General features: G+C 57.3%; 15 protein-coding genes. 9 read left to right on the top strand and 6 right to left on the bottom strand.

Going from position 1 to position 16,376, the window contains the following annotated elements; translation table 11 throughout:
* Positions 1-90: 90 nt before the first annotated feature.
* Positions 91-720: a 4Fe-4S dicluster domain-containing protein gene (locus SHEL_RS12065; protein ID WP_012799562.1), complete on the bottom strand. Its 630-nt coding sequence runs from the start codon at positions 718-720 to the stop codon at positions 91-93.
* Positions 721-731: 11 nt separating this feature from the next.
* Positions 732-3,176: a DMSO/selenate family reductase complex A subunit gene (locus tag SHEL_RS12060; protein WP_012799561.1), complete on the bottom strand. Its 2,445-nt coding sequence runs from the start codon at positions 3,174-3,176 to the stop codon at positions 732-734.
* A gap of 232 nt (positions 3,177-3,408) precedes the next feature.
* Between SHEL_RS12060 and SHEL_RS12055 the strand changes: the two genes are divergently transcribed.
* Entirely contained in the window at positions 3,409-5,019 is a 1,611-nt protein-coding gene (locus tag SHEL_RS12055; RefSeq protein WP_012799560.1) for a LuxR C-terminal-related transcriptional regulator, read from the top strand.
* A 15-nt stretch (positions 5,020-5,034) separates the two neighbouring features.
* Here SHEL_RS12055 and SHEL_RS12050 read toward each other — a convergent pair whose 3' ends face one another.
* Positions 5,035-5,916, bottom strand: a complete 882-nt coding sequence (locus SHEL_RS12050; RefSeq protein ID WP_012799559.1) for a radical SAM protein — start codon at positions 5,914-5,916, stop codon at positions 5,035-5,037.
* Positions 5,917-6,027: 111 nt separating this feature from the next.
* Here SHEL_RS12050 and SHEL_RS12045 point away from each other — a divergent pair, with 111 nt between their 5' ends.
* Complete coding sequence (locus SHEL_RS12045; RefSeq protein ID WP_012799558.1) at positions 6,028-6,582, top strand: TetR/AcrR family transcriptional regulator C-terminal domain-containing protein; 555 nt, start codon at positions 6,028-6,030, stop codon at positions 6,580-6,582.
* 26 nt (positions 6,583-6,608) lie between these two features.
* Here SHEL_RS12045 and SHEL_RS12040 read toward each other — a convergent pair whose 3' ends face one another.
* Positions 6,609-7,418 carry a hypothetical protein gene (locus SHEL_RS12040; protein WP_012799557.1) on the bottom strand — a complete coding sequence of 270 codons (810 nt, stop codon included), beginning with the start codon at positions 7,416-7,418 and terminating at the stop codon, positions 6,609-6,611.
* A 228-nt stretch (positions 7,419-7,646) separates the two neighbouring features.
* Here SHEL_RS12040 and SHEL_RS14590 point away from each other — a divergent pair, with 228 nt between their 5' ends.
* The 7 genes from SHEL_RS14590 (at position 7,647) to SHEL_RS12005 (ending at position 14,050) form a co-directional block, all read left to right on the top strand.
* Positions 7,647-8,234: a TetR/AcrR family transcriptional regulator gene (locus SHEL_RS14590; protein ID WP_169304525.1), complete on the top strand. Its 588-nt coding sequence runs from the start codon at positions 7,647-7,649 to the stop codon at positions 8,232-8,234.
* A 468-nt stretch (positions 8,235-8,702) separates the two neighbouring features.
* Positions 8,703-9,278 (top strand): hypothetical protein, encoded by a 576-nt coding sequence (locus SHEL_RS12030; RefSeq protein ID WP_012799555.1) that lies wholly within the window; start codon positions 8,703-8,705, stop codon positions 9,276-9,278.
* A gap of 47 nt (positions 9,279-9,325) precedes the next feature.
* A complete protein-coding gene (locus SHEL_RS12025; RefSeq protein WP_012799554.1) occupies positions 9,326-10,570 on the top strand; it encodes a sirohydrochlorin cobaltochelatase in 1,245 nt (414 codons plus the stop codon).
* A gap of 93 nt (positions 10,571-10,663) precedes the next feature.
* On the top strand, positions 10,664-10,879 hold the full coding sequence (locus SHEL_RS12020) for a hypothetical protein (RefSeq protein WP_126513827.1): 216 nt from the start codon (positions 10,664-10,666) through the stop codon (positions 10,877-10,879).
* 121 nt (positions 10,880-11,000) lie between these two features.
* Positions 11,001-12,218 (top strand): ABC transporter substrate-binding protein, encoded by a 1,218-nt coding sequence (locus tag SHEL_RS12015; protein ID WP_012799552.1) that lies wholly within the window; start codon positions 11,001-11,003, stop codon positions 12,216-12,218.
* Positions 12,219-13,271, top strand: a complete 1,053-nt coding sequence (locus SHEL_RS12010) for a FecCD family ABC transporter permease (RefSeq protein ID WP_012799551.1) — start codon at positions 12,219-12,221, stop codon at positions 13,269-13,271.
* Entirely contained in the window at positions 13,271-14,050 is a 780-nt protein-coding gene (locus tag SHEL_RS12005; protein ID WP_012799550.1) for an ABC transporter ATP-binding protein, read from the top strand. The genes SHEL_RS12010 and SHEL_RS12005 overlap by 1 nt, the downstream gene beginning before the upstream one ends.
* 244 nt (positions 14,051-14,294) lie before the next feature.
* On the opposite strand, the gene SHEL_RS12000 is transcribed toward SHEL_RS12005, so the two are convergent.
* Together SHEL_RS12000 and thrH are read right to left on the bottom strand one after the other, a co-directional pair.
* On the bottom strand, positions 14,295-15,266 hold the full coding sequence (locus SHEL_RS12000; RefSeq protein WP_012799549.1) for a PD-(D/E)XK nuclease family transposase: 972 nt from the start codon (positions 15,264-15,266) through the stop codon (positions 14,295-14,297).
* 273 nt (positions 15,267-15,539) lie between these two features.
* Positions 15,540-16,151: a bifunctional phosphoserine phosphatase/homoserine phosphotransferase ThrH gene (thrH, locus tag SHEL_RS11995; protein ID WP_012799548.1), complete on the bottom strand. Its 612-nt coding sequence runs from the start codon at positions 16,149-16,151 to the stop codon at positions 15,540-15,542.
* Positions 16,152-16,376: the final 225 nt, after the last annotated feature.

Here is a 16,376-nt window from a genome sequence, read left to right as displayed (position 1 = left end):
GCGGTGCCGCCGTGCATGCCGGCGGCATGCGGTAGTGCCGAATGCGGCAGCGTGGAGGGAGGCGCTGCCGCATTGGCTATTGTAGTTGAGTTAGGCGCGAAGCTCCATGGCGTTCACGACCGTACCCTTGTCGGCCTCGGACCAGTCCACAAAGCAGACCGGCGGGTTGATGCACACGCTGGGCGTGGTCTGTGACGGGTCGGGAAGCGGAGCGATGGCCGCAGTGTCGCCGTACTTGGCGCGAAGCTCCTCGATGTCGCCGAACTCCAGGGCGCGCTGCGGGCAGGCGGCCACGCAGATCGGCATTTCGCCGGCTTCGACGCGCGCGTGGCAGCCGTCGCACTTGATGGACTTCTGGATTTCCGTGTCTACCTGGGGTGCGCCGTAGGGGCATGCATTCACGCAGCTGCCGCAGCCGATGCAGGTTTCGGGGTCGTTGTAGACCAGGCCCGTGTCCTCGTGCTTCGTCATGGTGCCCACGGGGCATGCCTCGACGCACGCCGGGGTCGCGCAATGGTTGCAGGCGCTGGACACGTAGTAGGTGAAGCTGCCGACGGTCCAGCATCCGGCGTCGTCCGCCGTGAAGCCATCGGCGCCTTCGAACTCATACACCTGGCGGAATGCCTGTTCGGAGGTGAGATTCTTGTTATCCTTGCACGCCAGGACGCAGGTTTTGCAGCCTGTGCAGCGCGTGCCGTCGAAATAGAAACCGTATTGCATGATGTCCCCCTTTACGCCTTCGTGACTTCGATGACGGCGCTGTGTGCGCCAACTGCCTTGCCGACCGGCGTTGCGCGACGGCTGGCAAGCGTGTTGATGCAGCCGCCGAAGTCGATGCGGTCGCCCTGCATGTCGGCCTTATGCCACATGCCCTGCGGAATGGCCACGCAGCCAGGGATGATGCGGTTCGTCACGCGGGCCTCGATCTCGATCTCGCCATGGGCGCTCTTGACGCGCACCGCGTCGCCGTTGGCAATGCCGCGGGCTTCGGCGTCGATCGGGTTGATCCAGGCGTTGTGATGATGGGCGTCCTGGATGATCATGTTGTTCGCGTAGCTGGAATGCGTGTGCGCCTTGGTGTGGTAGCCTACCATGCACAGCGGGAACTCGTCGGTCACGCCTTCGGCGTTCTCGAATCCGGGCAGGTATGCGGGAATCGGGCAGATGGACTCGCCCTCTTCAAGTTCCCAGGTTTCGGCCATTTCCGCCAGTTCGGGGGAGTACACCTGGATCTTGCCGGTGGCCGTTTCCAGGGGGTTCGCTTCGGGGTCCTCGATGAAGGGATCGGTGCCGCCGTCGGACCATTCGATCTCTTCCTTGTAGATGCCCATTTCCAGGCCCTCGTCAAAGGTCTGCGGGGCGTTCGGGTTGTCGGCGGCCCAGGCTTCGTACAGCTCGCGGCACCAGTCCTCGCGGGTCTTGCCGCCGTCGGTGAACTCGTCGTAGACGCCCAGACGCTCGGCCAGGTCGGCGCAGACTTCGTATACCTCGCGACGCTCGAACTTCTGGCTGGTGGAAGGACGGCCGAACCACACGCCCAGGGAATCGTTGCATTCGCCCTGCACGGACCAGGTCCAGGTTTCCTGCGGGGTCAGGTCGGGCAGCACGATGTCGGCCCAGTTGCACGAATCACTCCACACCACGTCGTACTGCAGGATGAACTCGCACTTGCTTTCGTCCTTCAGGATGTCGGTGGTGGTGTTGATATCGGCGTTCTGGTTGGCCATCATGTTGTTGCCGTAGTTGACCAGGAACTTGATGTCGCTCTTCAGGCCGTCGCCGTCGATGATGCCGGCGTTGGTGGCGGTCATCTCGTGACCGTGGTCGATGGCTTCGGGCCACAGGAAGTTGGGGAAGCGGGCGGATACGGGGTTGTCTCTCTCGGGGAAGGTGTCGATCCAGAAGCCACCGTTGCCTTCGCGGGCGCCGCTGTTGGTGTTGGGCTTGCCCACCTGGCCGACCAGCTGGGGCAGCAGCATGATGGCGCGGGATGCGGAGTCGCCGTTGGTGCGGCGCTGCGGGCCCCAACCCTGGCAGATGAAGCAGGGCTTGGCCTCGCCGATCTGGTGAGCCAGCTCGATGATGCGGGCCTCGGGAACCTTCGTGATGGCGGCGGCCCAAGCAGGGGTTTTCTCCACCATGTCGTAGCCGGTGCCCATGATGTAGGCGTAGTAGGAGCTGTTCTCAGGGGCGCCTTCGGGCAGCGTCTCCTCGTCGTAGCCCACGCAGTAGGTGTGCAGGAAGTCCAGGTCGACAAGGTCGGCGGCGATCAGCTCATGGGCGACGCCTGCGACCAGCGCGGCATCGGTGCCGGGCATGATCGGAATCCATTCGACATCCTGATTGGCGGCGATGTCGGAACGGCGCGGGTCGATGACGATGATCTTCGCACCCTTCTGCTCGCGCATGACGTTCAGGTCGTAGCCTGCGCCGTCGCCCGCCATGCGGGTGTCTGCAGGGGCGTTGCCGAACATGACCACCAGCTCGCCGTCGGCGATGGAGTGGAACGGACGTGCCGCCCAGCCGCCGCCGTAGGTGTAAGGCAAAGCGCCGAAGCTGATGCCGGCGTTGGAGTAGTTGCCGTAACGTTTGGTTTCGCCGCCCAACAGGTTGAACAGACGGAAGAACGGGCTGTTCATCATGACGTTCTGCTCGACGCCGGAGCACTCCTGGATGAAGATGGCCTCGTTGCCGTAGGTTTCCTTCACGCGGGTGAATTCGCTGGCGATGATGTCCAGAGCCTCGTCCCAGCTGATCTGCTCGTACTTGCCCTCGCCGCGGGCGGTGCCCTCGACGCGCTTCATGGGGTAGTTCAGACGGTCCTCGCCGTTGATCCAACGACGGATGGAGCGGCCGCGCAGGCAGGGGCGCAGCTGGTAGGCGCCGAACTCGGGGCTGCCGCTGGTGTCATTGTCGACCCAGGCGATCTCGTCGTCGACCACATGCAGGCGCAGCGGGCAAGCGCCGCCGCAATTGACGTGGCAGTGGGACCAGGTGACCGTCTCCTCGGCACCTTCGACGGGCGCTTCGCCGGTTTCGGCCTCGTCCTGTGCCGGTTCGCTCGCGCTGGGAGAGCAAGCGAACAGTGCGGAGCTGCCTGCGAAAGCGAGCCCTGCGAGGGTTCCTCCCTTAACGAAGGTCCTCCGCGACATGGCGGTGTCTTTTTCGTTCGTCATGTTTCCTCCTTTTTTCTGCATCGTCCATATTTCCCCCGTCTGCTTTGTCAGACCCGTGAACGAGCACATACACCATAGCGCCGAACGCCCGTTTCCGTTGTCACCCGTTTTTGGGTACTTAAGCCGATAACGTGCGATTTCTTTCATTTTCGGCTTGATGGTGTCAATCTTTACGTATCATATTCTCGCAAGGAGGGCTGCTGGTTCGCAAGCGGTAAAAGGAGGGCTGCAGGTGCTCGATGTTTCGGTGTTGAAAGACCCTGTTTCGTTCTTGCGAGCCAACAAGCATCATGTCATCGCGTGCTTGGGCTATGCGTTGTTTCTCGCGACCAATGCGACGGTCGTGTGGGGCGGCGTGTTCCCGTTTCTTCCCGAGTCCGTCCAAGTGGAAGGCTTCGTCACCGTTTTCTTCGTGGCCCAGTCGCTCGCGTTCGCGGTGTGCTTCTTCGCAAGTGCGTGCGACGTGTATTTCAACAGCGAACGGGTGTGGGCGAACACGATTCGATCGGCGGTCGTCTCCTGCCTTTCGGGGTGGACGTTTCTTATCGCCAGCATCTATGTTCCGGGGCACATGATGCTGCTCGGCTGCTTGGCCGGATGCCTGATCGGCTTCGGCGTGGCGGCCTTCAACGTGGCGTGGCAGCGTGTGTTCGCCTCCGAGAAGGCGGGTATCGGCAACCGAAACCTGATCATCGGCACGCTGATCGCGCCCGTCATCTATTTTGCATTGTTCGTGATCCCCGTGGCCATCACGACGTTTCTCATCCCTCTGGTGTTCATGCCCGTATACACGCTGTGCATCGTGTTGAGCTGGCGCGACGTGGACCATTCCCAGGGGATGTTGTCCGACAGCCCCCGCAGCCATCCAGAGGCGTCGAAGCAGCTGCTCAAGGATTATTGGCGAAGCGCCGTAAGCATCGGTGCGCTGGCGTTTTCCTGCGGCATCGCGCGTTCGCTGGCGCTTGAGAGGGCATCGGCGGCGCTTGTAGTGAACAGCGTTTCCATGGTGGCGCTGCTGTTGGGCGCCGCTGCGGTCCTGTTCGTGTGGCAATCGCGGCCGCTGCGCATCAGCATCACGATGTTTTTCCGGGTGTTCTTCCCTTTCGCCGTCACGGCGTTTTTCCTGCTGCCGGTGTTCGGTGACAGCCTGCTGGTGGGGCTTGCAGGCGCCCTGTACGCGCTGTATGTCTGCGCAACCGTCCTGGTCATGGCACAGTGTTCGCAGGCTTCCCACGACCGCGGCATCAACCCGACGTTCGTGTACGGTTGGGTTGCGGGCATCGTGTACCTGCTGCATGACATAGGGTTTCTGGCGGGCATGGTCGCAGGCGATGTGAAGCTGTTCGGAATGGACCCCTACACAACCATTTCGTTTGTGGCCATGTACCTGCTGGCGCTCATGTTCTTCGTGGTACAAGGCGGTTTCAAGGCGGCGCTTTCGCCCAGCCGCATCCAGGCCGACAAGATCGAGCTCATGCTTTCTGGCGCAACGGCCACCCGCAACCGCGCTAGCGCCGGCGTGGCCGTGGACAAGGCTCCCGAACGCGTGCGCGACGACTCGCCTTACCTCGACCGCGTGTCCAAGCAGTGCCTGCTGCTCGCAAGGCAGTACAAACTGTCGGCCCGCGAGACCGAAGTGGCCGAAGCCATGGCCCGCGGCGACACGATTCCAGGTGTCGCAGCGACCTTAGGGCTTTCCGAAAACACCGTGCGGACCCACATCAAACGCATCTACGCCAAGGTGGACGTGCATAAAAAGCAAGAGCTGCTGGACTTGATTCGCTCCTTCGATCCAGCAGCCCTTGTCGATAACGATCCGGACCGTTTCCACCCTAAGTCGTAGGCGGCCGGTGCATCATTACAGCGTGACCTTGTTCCTCCTGATGGCGGCATAGGTTTCCAGGTCGCCATGGTCGATCTCGTCGCGCAGAGACGAGATGATGTCGTCCTTGCGTGCAAGGAAGTTCGGACCCGAAAGGTTGTCGCCGCCGATGGTGTGGTGCGTGATGAATTTGCAGTCGCAGGTCAGATTCTCCACGAACAGCAACAGCTCCTCGAGCATCTCGCGCTCGCTCAGCGGGTCGAACTCGCCAGCCTGCGCTTCTTCCAAAAGCGGCGTGCCGGGGAACAGCGTAAGGCCGCCCGTGCCCACGAGCATGGGTTTGCACTGGCTGAAGATTTCAGCCGAATGGATAGCGTGGTCGCGGCTGTGCGAACGGCCGGCCACGCCGTTCAGGAACGACATCCAGAAGTCGATCCCGGCTTCGGTGAGTTTGCCGCACTGCTCGATGATGTCCTCGGCGTGGTAGCCCTTGTTGACGCGATCCAAGGTCCAGTCGTCGCCGCTTTCGACACCCAGCGAGACCTCGCGAAGGCCGAGCTCTTTCAGCTCGCGAAGCTGCTCGACGGTCTTGTTGCGCAGGTCGGTTACGCGTCCGGCCGTGTAAACGTATTCCATGTCGGGCAGATACTCGTTGATTTTCTCCAGGATGGGCTTCAGACGGCTGTAGGGCAGGGCCAAAGGGTTGCCGCTCAGCAGCTGGATGGTGCGGGCGTGGGGCACCATCGTGCGCAGTTCCGCCAGGTCAGCCTCGATGTCCTCAATCGAACGCACGTCGAAGCGGACCCCCTTGTACATGGTGCAGAACTTGCACTTGTTGTGGGTGCAGCCGGCCGTGATCTCAAGCAGCGGCCATGTGGGCCAGTAGGGGTTGCGGTATACAGGTTCGGTAAAGTGCATGGTGGACTCCTTCTCTCCGTTTGCTTTTCTGGGATCATCCTACCGTGGATGCACTCGTAATTTACCGTACATACTGCTAATATGTACGGTTATGAAGAGAAAGGGGTTACCATGGTCGCCACGAGAGACACTAAGCGCATGTTCGCCGACGAGCTGGAGGCCATGATGGCCCGCATGCCCTTGTCGAAGGTGCGGGTGGCGGACCTGTGCGCCCGGCTGCACGTGGAGCGCAGAGTGTTCTATTACCACTTTAAAGACAAGTACGACCTGGTGGCGTGGGTGTTCGAGCAGGACCATCTGGCGGCGTCGGAAAACGCGCAACCCTACACGTTGGAGTTCTACACAGAGTCCCACAGGCGCCTGTGGGCGCGCCGGGATTTCTACCGACGCGCCTTCGAGGAGGATTCCCAGAATTCGATCTACCGGTATCTTCTGGAGTTCAGCATTCAGGCGAACGAGACGGCGCTGCGGCGTCACCTGGGGGTTCCCAAGCTTTCTCGGGAAATGGCCTTCGAGGCCAGACACTTCGCCCATGGCAACGTCGGCAGCGTGGTGGATTGGCTGCGGGGCGATTTCGAAGCTACGCCGGTGCAGCTTGCCGTCTGCATCTTCTCCTGTATTCCGGAGGTCTTGAGGGAGGCGTACCGTACGCAAAGCGAACTGTGATTCGCCGGGCCTACCGGAGGGGTTCGTTATTTCAGAAGCGGCTTTTTGCCGGTGGCCTGCACGGTTGCAGGCTTGGCGGGCAGTTTCTCGTACATGAGCGCGCCGCGGATGGAGAATAAGAGGCAGACGACGCCCATGATGTAGTACCAGGGATTGACATCAAGCGAGAAGTAATCCGGCGCGATGGCCATCCACATGTTGCACCACGGATTGAAGGAGACCAGGGCCACGCAGATGAACACGATGTTCAGGATACGGGCGTTGCCCAGCCGGTAGCCGCGCTTTTCAAGCTCCAGACCAGGCACGATGGTAATGAGCACCTGGGTGAAGATCCAGAACTTCCACATTGTGGGGTCGTGCAGCTCCACGCGCAGGAGGTTGAGCGCCACGAAGAACGCCACGATAAGCAGGATGATGTTCGTCAGGCGCTTGCGGAAGCCCCAATCAGGATTCCAGTTGAGGTCGCGCTCATAGGTCATGGCGCGCTGCAGGCAGTAGGTCTCCATGGCCACCCAGATGGCTTCGCCCACTGCGAGCAGGCCGAACATGTAGAAGTGGTCGTTGGTCAAAAACGCATGCAGAAATACCCAGATGCCCATGAAGTCCGCCGCCCAGTAGAAGCAATGGAGCCACAGCGGATAGGGCTGGATGTGCTCGGTCTCCGTCAAAATGATGGGGATGATGTACACGAGCAGGCCGAATACGACGGCAAGAATCACGGCGGTCAGCGTGAATGCGAAATCCGGCGCACCTGGCGTGAGGTGTTGGATGAAGTTTTCCGGAAGACAGTCGCCGGTTGGGTAGCCGGCAACCAACATTGCGATGAAATAGCCCATGGAAGCCTCCTTGTCTTATGCGGCCGCAGGTGGAATTCGAGGTGTCAAACAGCCCTGCAGCCTTCGTTTTTTTTGCGCAACCGCAGGCAGGACGGCCGGTCGGTTGCGTGTTCCGCTTGCTTCGGTCCATTGTACGGATGCTGTCTGCTCCTTCCAATGAGCAATAAATAGGCATATGATAATTAAGCATCATATGATTGGAAATTGATGAAAAACAGCGGTGACATTATGTATAAAACCTCTCATGACCTGCGTTTTGTAAAAAACCGTACCGCGTTGCGCCGTGCCTATATCGACCTGGTCCAGGAGAAGGGTTCGTCCAGCGTGACCGTGAAGGAGCTAGCTCAGCGGGCGAACGTGAACCGCATGACGTTCTATGCGCATTACGATACGGTCGATGACATCCTTTGCGAATACGTGGACGAGATGACCTCGGCCATTCTGGAAAACAGCTCCAAATCAGGCGAAACCGATGTTGCGGGATTGTTCGAAGCGGCCACCGAGCAGATGCGCCAGGAGATCGGATTTTTCAGGCTCGTGGCGAAAGAAGACGGGTTCGAGCTATTCAGAGGTCGATTCCGCAACGCGTTCCGCCATATTTTCAAGGAGGAGCTGATGCATGTTCCGGGCTTGTGTGGAACATGCCTGGAGCTGACGGCCGACATGATCGCATCGGGCGTCACCTACGCCTATTTCGGCTGGCTGGCGGGGGAGTACGGGGACCTTCCCTTGGACGAGCTGGTGTCGCATTTCGAGGGCATGTACGGCGGCCTGCTTGGCGTTTATCCTGATGGGCAGAGGGGGAGTGGCCGGTAGAGCCTCTATGCAAATCAATATGGAGGCGGCGTTTGCCATTGTTAAATCGGTTGAAATGGCTCTTTGCAAGGTTTTTGTGTCTGACCTCACGTCAAAAAGCGTCAAAGAGGGGATAGGCGGGGCATTTCTTGCATCCGCAGGTTCTTTTCCGAGAAAGGGGTATACTGCTCCCTAATGTAAATACTTGCACAGGAGACAGTGTGCGTACCGCGCATGCGGACGCGTTGGGGAAATCGGGTGAGAATCCCGAGCAAGGGCCATTACTGTAAGGCAGTCGCTAAGTCAGAATGCCCAACCTGTCTTTCGAATTGAGGCCGCTGTGAACCCCGGCGGAGCTTTTCGATGTGGCGAACGTGATGCCTTGGCATCGCTTGCTTTGCTATCCCTTTCCCCATACATACTGACGTGCTGATGCTATCGCGGCATGTTCAGACTCCTGCGCGATTGCGCGTTTGGGAAAGGGGTCCTATGAAGAGGGCTTTCAAAAGGGTTGTGATTTGCGTTGCTACGTTGGCGCTGGGTTGCGCCTTGGGATGCGCGGCGGCTGACACCGCTGCGCCCGACGCAGAGACTGTAGATGCTGATGAACCTATCCAGGCAGCTGAGGCCGATTCCTCGGCCGCTTCTGATGCCGAATCCGTTGCGGAAGGTGAGGGCGGCGCCAATCCGTCGGAACTCAAGCCCGGCGAGTACGAGGTGGAAGTGGACACGGACAGCTCCATGTTCCATGTAAACGAGGCTTGTGACGGCATGGGTGTGCTTACCGTTTCCGAAGACGGCAGCATGGTCGTGCACTTCAGCCTTGTTTCGAAAAAGATAGTCAACCTGTATGTCGGCACTGCTGCGGAGGCGGAGGTTGATGCCGGCAATCTACTCGAACCTACGGTCGACGTCGTCACTTATGACGATGGCATGGAAGAGGAAGTGTTCGGATTCGATGTCCCTGTACCCGCCCTTGATGAGCCGTTTGATGTGGCCATCCTCGGCGCAAAAGGCGTGTGGTACGACCATACGGTGACAGTGTCTTCACCAGAATCCGAATAGCAACCATGGTAACGAAGGCTTGACAAGGTAAGGAAAGGAAGAAACCAATGAAAAGCTTCGTAAAATATTTTGCTGCAACGGCAATTGCAGCGCTGCTGGCCATGGCCTGCGTGGGTTGTGCGTCCGAAGAGACGCCCGCAACCGACGATGCGGCTACGACCAGCGAACAAGAGGCGCCTGCGGCGACTAGCGAACCGGCAGCGACTACCGAAGAGGCGGCAACCACCGAGGTTACCCCGGAGGACGTCGACGAGCTCATCGCAGCTATTCAGGTTCAGGAATGGACCGAAACCACCGCTGACGACTGTGCTGCAGCGAAGGCAGCTTGGGACGCTCTGTCCGACGATCAGAAGGCTCAGGTCGAAGAAGGCGACTACTTCGCTCTCGATACCGGCGATGCCTCTGCGGACGATCCTCTGAATCAGGACGGAATCGGAGAGAACGAGATTCTTGTCGTAAGCTTCGGCACGTCTTTCAACGACAGCCGTGTTGCTGACATCGGTGGTGTCGAACGTGCCATCCAGGCCGCATTCCCTGATTGGTCGGTTCGCCGTGCCTTTACTGCTCAGATCATCCTGAACCACATTATGGCTCGTGACGGCGAGGCCATTGACAACGTCGACCAAGCGCTGCAGCGTGCTGCAGACAACGGCGTGAAGAATCTGGTCATCCAGCCGACGCATCTCATGCATGGTGCCGAATACGACGAACTCGTTGAGGCTACTGAGGCCTATGCCGATCAGATGAACATTGTCATCGCCGAACCGCTGCTGGGCGAAGTCGGTGCTGACGCCACTGTTATCAATGACGATAAGAAGGCTGTGGCTGAAGCGGTTGTCGCCGAGGCTGTCGCCCAGGCTGGATACGCCAGCGTCGAGGAGATGGATGCAGACGGCGCCGCGCTGGTTCTTATGGGTCATGGAACCTCTCACGAGGCGAACGTAACGTATAGCCAGATGCAGACTACGATGGACGAACTGGGATACAAGAACGTGTTCATCGGTACCGTCGAGGGCGAGCCTGAAGAAACTGAATGCAGCGTCGTTATCGGCGAAGTTGAGAAGGGCGGATATTCCACGGTGTGGCTGCGTCCCATGATGGTGGTTGCTGGTGACCATGCCAACAACGACATGGCCGATCCGGAGGATCCGGAGTCTTGGGTCAGCATGTTCACGGATGCCGGTTCTTTTGAGAACATCGAGACGCAGGTCATGGGCCTGGGCGAGATTCCTGCCGTGCAGGAGCTGTATGTCGCCCATACCGCAGCTGCGCTTGAGAGCATCGAAGGCTGAAGAGGACATCGAATCGCCGTTTCGATGTCGGGCGGCACTGGCAGAGCATCTGTCGCGAGCCCGACATGGATCGACATCGACGAAGACGGAACCATGACGGCTACCATCGTGTGGTCCTCTCCGAACTACGACCTGATGATCGTTGACGGTACAGAATACTACCCGGTGAATACCAGCGGGAACTCAGTATTCGAAATTCCGGTCTCTGCGCTCGATGAAGATTTGGCGGTTCAAGCCGAAACGACAGCCATGAGTCAGCCTCATCTAATTGACTATACGCTGAGGTTTGATTCCGATAGTCTGTCGTAAAATACAAACGTTTGAGAATGGGCGCGCGGACAATCGCTCCGCGTGCCCATTGCTGACCGAAAACGACATGTGCGTTGGTTGGCGGGCTAAGCCACAAGGGGTGTGAAACGAGATGGCTTGCATGACGAAGACGATGCATGCGACGCTATGCTGTCTGATGCTTGCAGGGTTGCTGTGCTTCCTGCCGGCTTGCTCTGCTGAACCTACCGAACCGGCATCGACCGCGGGTGCATCTAACACTGCGAGTGTTGCGACGGATGCGTCCGCGGATGCTGCCGACGAGCCGACATTCCACAACGCCGATTTGGGGAATGACTGGAAAGTCGTGGACAGCCTGGACCTTCAGTACGCCACGGGATTTACCGTTGATTATTACGAGGGAGGGTATAAGCTGGCCTGTCTTTCTGACGGCGGGCGCTATCTGACGGTGCCCGAAGGCGCGTCTGCGCCCGAAGGCATCGACGCAGATATAGTTGTGCTTCAGCAGCCGATCGACCACGTGTATTTGGTTGCTTCTGACACCATGTGCCTTTTTGACGCGTTGGATGAAATGGACGCTATTGCGGTTTCGGGCATAGCGAAGGAAAACTGGCATATCCCGGCCGCAATAGAGGCTATGGAGAATGGGTCCATCGTTTACGGCGGGAAATACTCGGCACCCGATTACGACACCTTGTTGGCGCAAGGATGCGAGCTATCCATCCAGTCGACCATGATCAACCATACCCCGGACGTGCGCGAGAAGCTTATCGAACTGGGAATCCCTGTACTGACCGAACAGTCGAGCTACGAAAGCGAACCATTGGGCCGCACTGAATGGATCAAGCTGTACGGCGCCTTGTTCGACAAAGAGGATGTCGCGGCAAAGCTTTTCGACGCGCAGGTCGAAAAGGCCCAATCGGCAATCGGAACCGAAACGGGAAAGACCGTAGCTTTCTTCTATATCAACAGCAATGGTGCGGCGGTAGTGCGCAAGCCGGGCGACTATGTAACGAAGATGATTTCACTGGCGGGCGGCGACTATGTATTCAGCGATTTGGGCGACGATTCTGCGACGTCCACGGTCACTTTGGAGATGGAAACCTTTTACGCCCAAGCGAAGGACGCTGACATCATCATTTACAATGCGACCATTGACTCGGGGGTGAACTCCATCGATGAACTGGTCATGAAGAACGAACTGTTGGGTAACTTTGCGGCTGTTCAGAACGGCAACGTGTGGGTGACCAGCCAGGACATGTACCAGCAGATGATGGCCACGGGAGATGTTATCTCGGATTTCAATGCGGTGTTCACCGGGTCGGATGATGACCTGACGTATTTACAGAAGCTGGAATAAATGCAACGTCAAAGCAGCATAGATAACTCTTTCGGCCGCTCGGTGAAACGGCGCCGCACATTCGCGGTGTTCGCCTTTCTCGGGGTACTTTTGGTGGCGTTGGCGGTGATGAACCTTTGCATTGGAACGCTGAAGGTTTCCCCTGGTGACTTGGTTGCAGTTCTTTTCGGTCACGACGCGGAGAGCGTCGGATATCAGGTGATTTGGGATATTCGCCTGCCTCGGCTTATTGCTGCCGCTTTGCTTGGCGGCGCTTTGGCTTTGGCGGGCTTTCTGCTGCAGACATTTTTCAACAATCCTATTGCCGGGCCGTACATCCTCGGTATTTCATCGGGTGCAAAGCTCGCGGTTGCGGTGATGATGATTGTGGTCATCGGCTCGTCGAGAACCATGCCCTCTTGGTTGCTTGTGATTTCAGCTTTCGTGGGATCGATGGTCGCCATGTTGTTCGTCTTGTCTGTATCGAGGCGAATAGAATCGATGGCCATGCTTATTGTGGCAGGCGTAATGGTGGGGTACATCTGTTCAGCGGCAACCGATTTCCTCATCACGTTCGCATCGGATGCTAACATCGTGAACCTGAAGAACTGGTCGCTCGGAAGCTTCTCAGGCGTCAATTGGAGGGATATCGGCATAATTGCCGTGGTCTCTTTGACGGCGTCCGCTGCTGTGTTCGCCCTCTCGAAACCGATAGGCGCTTTCCAACTGGGCGAACAGTACGCACGCAGCATGGGTGTAAACATTCGGGTATTCCGTGTTGCGCTCATAGTCCTGTCGAGTTTGCTGGCGGCTTGCGTGACCGCGTTCGCTGGCCCGATCAGCTTTGTGGGCATTGCCGTACCCCATGTGGTGAAAAGGCTTCTCTCCACATCGAAGCCAATTGTCGTTATCCCAGGCTCGTTTCTCGGAGGCGCTATATTCTGCTTGTTCTGCGACTTGATTGCGCGGAACATATTCGCTCCGACTGAGGTGTCTATCTCAGCCGTAACGGCGATTTTCGGTGCGCCAATCGTTATTGGCATTCTGTTGCGTCGAGAGAAGGCGAGGAATTAATGGACATCATGCCCTGCTTGCGTACAGAAGGCCTGATTGTCGGTTATGACGGGAAACCGCTGATCAAAGACGTAAATATCGACGTTCTGCCTGGTCGCATTGTCACGCTGATCGGTCCGAACGGCGCCGGAAAGTCAACTATTCTGAAAACCGTAACGGGCTATTTGGAGCCTTTGGGCGGCGCCGTGTATCTTTCCGGTAAGCCGCTGAGTGAACTGACTCCCCATGAACGGTCGCTGCAGTTTTCCGTTTTGCTGACCGAACGGTTGAGAACTGAGCTTCTGACGTGTGCCGACATTGTTGAAACGGGTCGGTATCCTTATACGGGACGCTTGGGAATCCTAACCGATGAGGACCGTCGAATCGTGCGCGAATCCATGGAAATGGTTCATGTTTGGGATCTTCGCGACAGGGATTTCATGCAAATCAGCGATGGGCAGCGCCAGCGTATTCTGCTGGCGCGTGCCATCTGCCAACGCCCGCAGACCATCGTATTGGATGAGCCTACAAATTACTTGGACATTCGCTATCAGATTGATCTGCTCAACGTTTTACGCCGGCTTGTATCAGCACGAGAGGTCGGTGTAATCATGTCGCTGCATGAGCTGCCCCTTGCCCGAAAGGTAAGCGATTTCGTGCTGTGCGCGAAGGGCGACGGCATCGTAGCTGCTGGCGCACCTGAAGAGATTTTTGTGCCTGAAGTCATAGACGACCTCTACGGGCTGAAGCCTGGCGTTTATGATCCAATATCTGGGCAGATTCTCCTTGAAGATGAGTAGCCAACCAACAGGATTGCGGTCCTAAATGTTCGGTGGTGGCCAAGCTATTGAGTTATCAAGGTACAGCGACTTAACCCTCCGCCAATCAAGGCGAACGGGTTCGTCTCTTTCGCCGGATTCCGTATCTGATGGCGGCGTTCGGTAGGACCGCTATTCGGGATGAGGAGCTTTGCCGATTGGGTTTTGAGCTGCACATTTTGCGGGATTGCTCAAAGCAGCGGCTGCTGACAAAAATCGTCCGTGTTTACGACTCGTCGTTGGCTAGAATCGCATTGAATTCATCCAAACTCATGTTTAGTCGCTTTGCTGCTTCGGAATTCGGAATGATCCCATCACGGACAAGGGAGACAAGAGCGTTTTGCATGCCCTGCTCAAGTCCCTGCTGCACGCCGGCCTTATACCCATCTTCTCTCGCTTCGCGTTCTTTTCTGATGTGGTAAGCCTTACGGCTACTTTCCATAATGAAGGCCGATTCGTAATCGTCGTATGCTTGCTTAAGTTTTGGATCCCCCAAGGCGAATCCGTAGAGTTCTGCAAATTCCTCGATGGTAGGGAATTTCTCCATGATGGCCTCGCTCTCGCGTTCGTCGCGGTAGCCTTCTGTTAGCAGGTATAGCCACGACAGCAGCTCGTCTTCGAGCACTTTGTCTGTGAGCTGATTATAGCGTGCGCGGAATTTACGAAGTTCCACAAGCACGAAGAGCATGCGATCTGTAACGTCGTATTCATGTTCTCCAACTTTACGTTTGAGCCGAGAAACGCTGATGAATGCATCTTCGTCGGGCACAATGGGATCCGCATCGTATAAAGTAATGATAATGACCTGGGGAAACTTCATAAAGTCGATGCGACCTTTAGGCATCGCTTCATCAAGCAGGCGTGAGGCGTATAGAAGCGAGCGATTGTCGACTTCGTTTTCGTGGCGCTCTGCTTCCAAATCGATGTGTCGGTTTTCAGAAACGATGCGTACGTCGAAACGGGAGGAACGACAATTAATTGACCCGCCGAAAGAGGTATGCTCTGCCGAGATGCTGTCGATGTCGCCGATTTCTTCGATCTCTGCCGCGCGCAGAATCGCATTTACCAGGCTTTTCGTAACGGTTCGAGATTCTTCTTTACCGAATAGGCGGATGAAGACATCATTGAATAGCGGATCAATCCGATCGGTTCTGGGCTTACAGGTGTTTTCGTGCGCAGTGTTGCTAGGGTTCGTCATGCAAACTCCAATCTCTTGCGGGCAATAGCCCTATTCCTTTATGAGAGGGTGTCACGGGACGAAGCGCCCGATTAGGGATGCGGGAACCGGCTACGGTGGTGAGTCGGCGGTGTACCCAGCCTTTGAATGGCGTTAGTATAGCATGAAATACAAACAAATGTACGAGAAATCTGAAACTAAATGGTTCAGATTGATTGCCCTTTTAAAACAGCCGGGGCCGCAGAATTGTCTGCGGCCCCGGCTAAAGAAGAATGCTAAGTAAGCGGCAAGCACTTATTCCAGCGTAGCAGCAGCCTCCTTGATGGCGGCCAGCAGCTCATCATAGTCCTCGTATGCCGGCACCTCGGGATGATCGGCCTTGATGGACTCGGTTGAACGGAACAAGAAGCCAGCCTTCGAGTTCTTGATCATTGCCAGGTCATTGAAGGAATCGCCGCTGGCAATGGTCTCGAAGCCCATATCGTGGAGGCAGTTTACGGTTGTCAGCTTGGAGTTTCCGACGCGCATGTGGTAGCCCGTAATCGCCCCGTCTTCGCCGACCTCCAGGGAATTGCAGAAGATGGTGGGGTAGCCAAGCTTTCGCATCAGGGGCATGGCGAATTGCTGGAACGTGTCGCTGATGATGACAACCTGGGCAAACGAACGCAGCTCATCGAGGAATTCCTTTGCGCCAGGCATGGGGTCGATGGTTGAGATGACCTCCTGAATCTCCTTAAGGCCCAGTCCATGCTCCCTCAAGACGCCGAGGCGCCAAGTCATGAGTTTGTCGTAGTCGGGTTCGTCACGAGTGGTGCGGGAAAGCTCGGGTATGCCTGAGGCTTTTGAAAACTCAATCCAGATTTCGGGAACCAAAACACCTTCGAGGTCCAGGCATACTAAATACATCGCTACTCTCCTGTCTTTAAGTCGTGCCAGCATGGCGGCGTCTAATCCCTAAGAACGATTTCGTTATGATAGCAGGACGATATTTCGAGAACGTTAAAATATACAAAAATGGTAGGTTTTGTCGACGTGCTGCTGCTTGACGTCTGACTGGCGTTGCAAAACGATGTCCAGAAGCGTGTCTGATCGGGCTGCGGGAGGGATTCCTCGTCCTTTTTTGCAGAAATG

It is taken from the genome of Slackia heliotrinireducens DSM 20476, assembly GCF_000023885.1.
GTDB lineage: Bacteria > Actinomycetota > Coriobacteriia > Coriobacteriales > Eggerthellaceae > Slackia > Slackia heliotrinireducens.
This window is presented reverse-complemented; position numbering and strand designations above follow the sequence as displayed.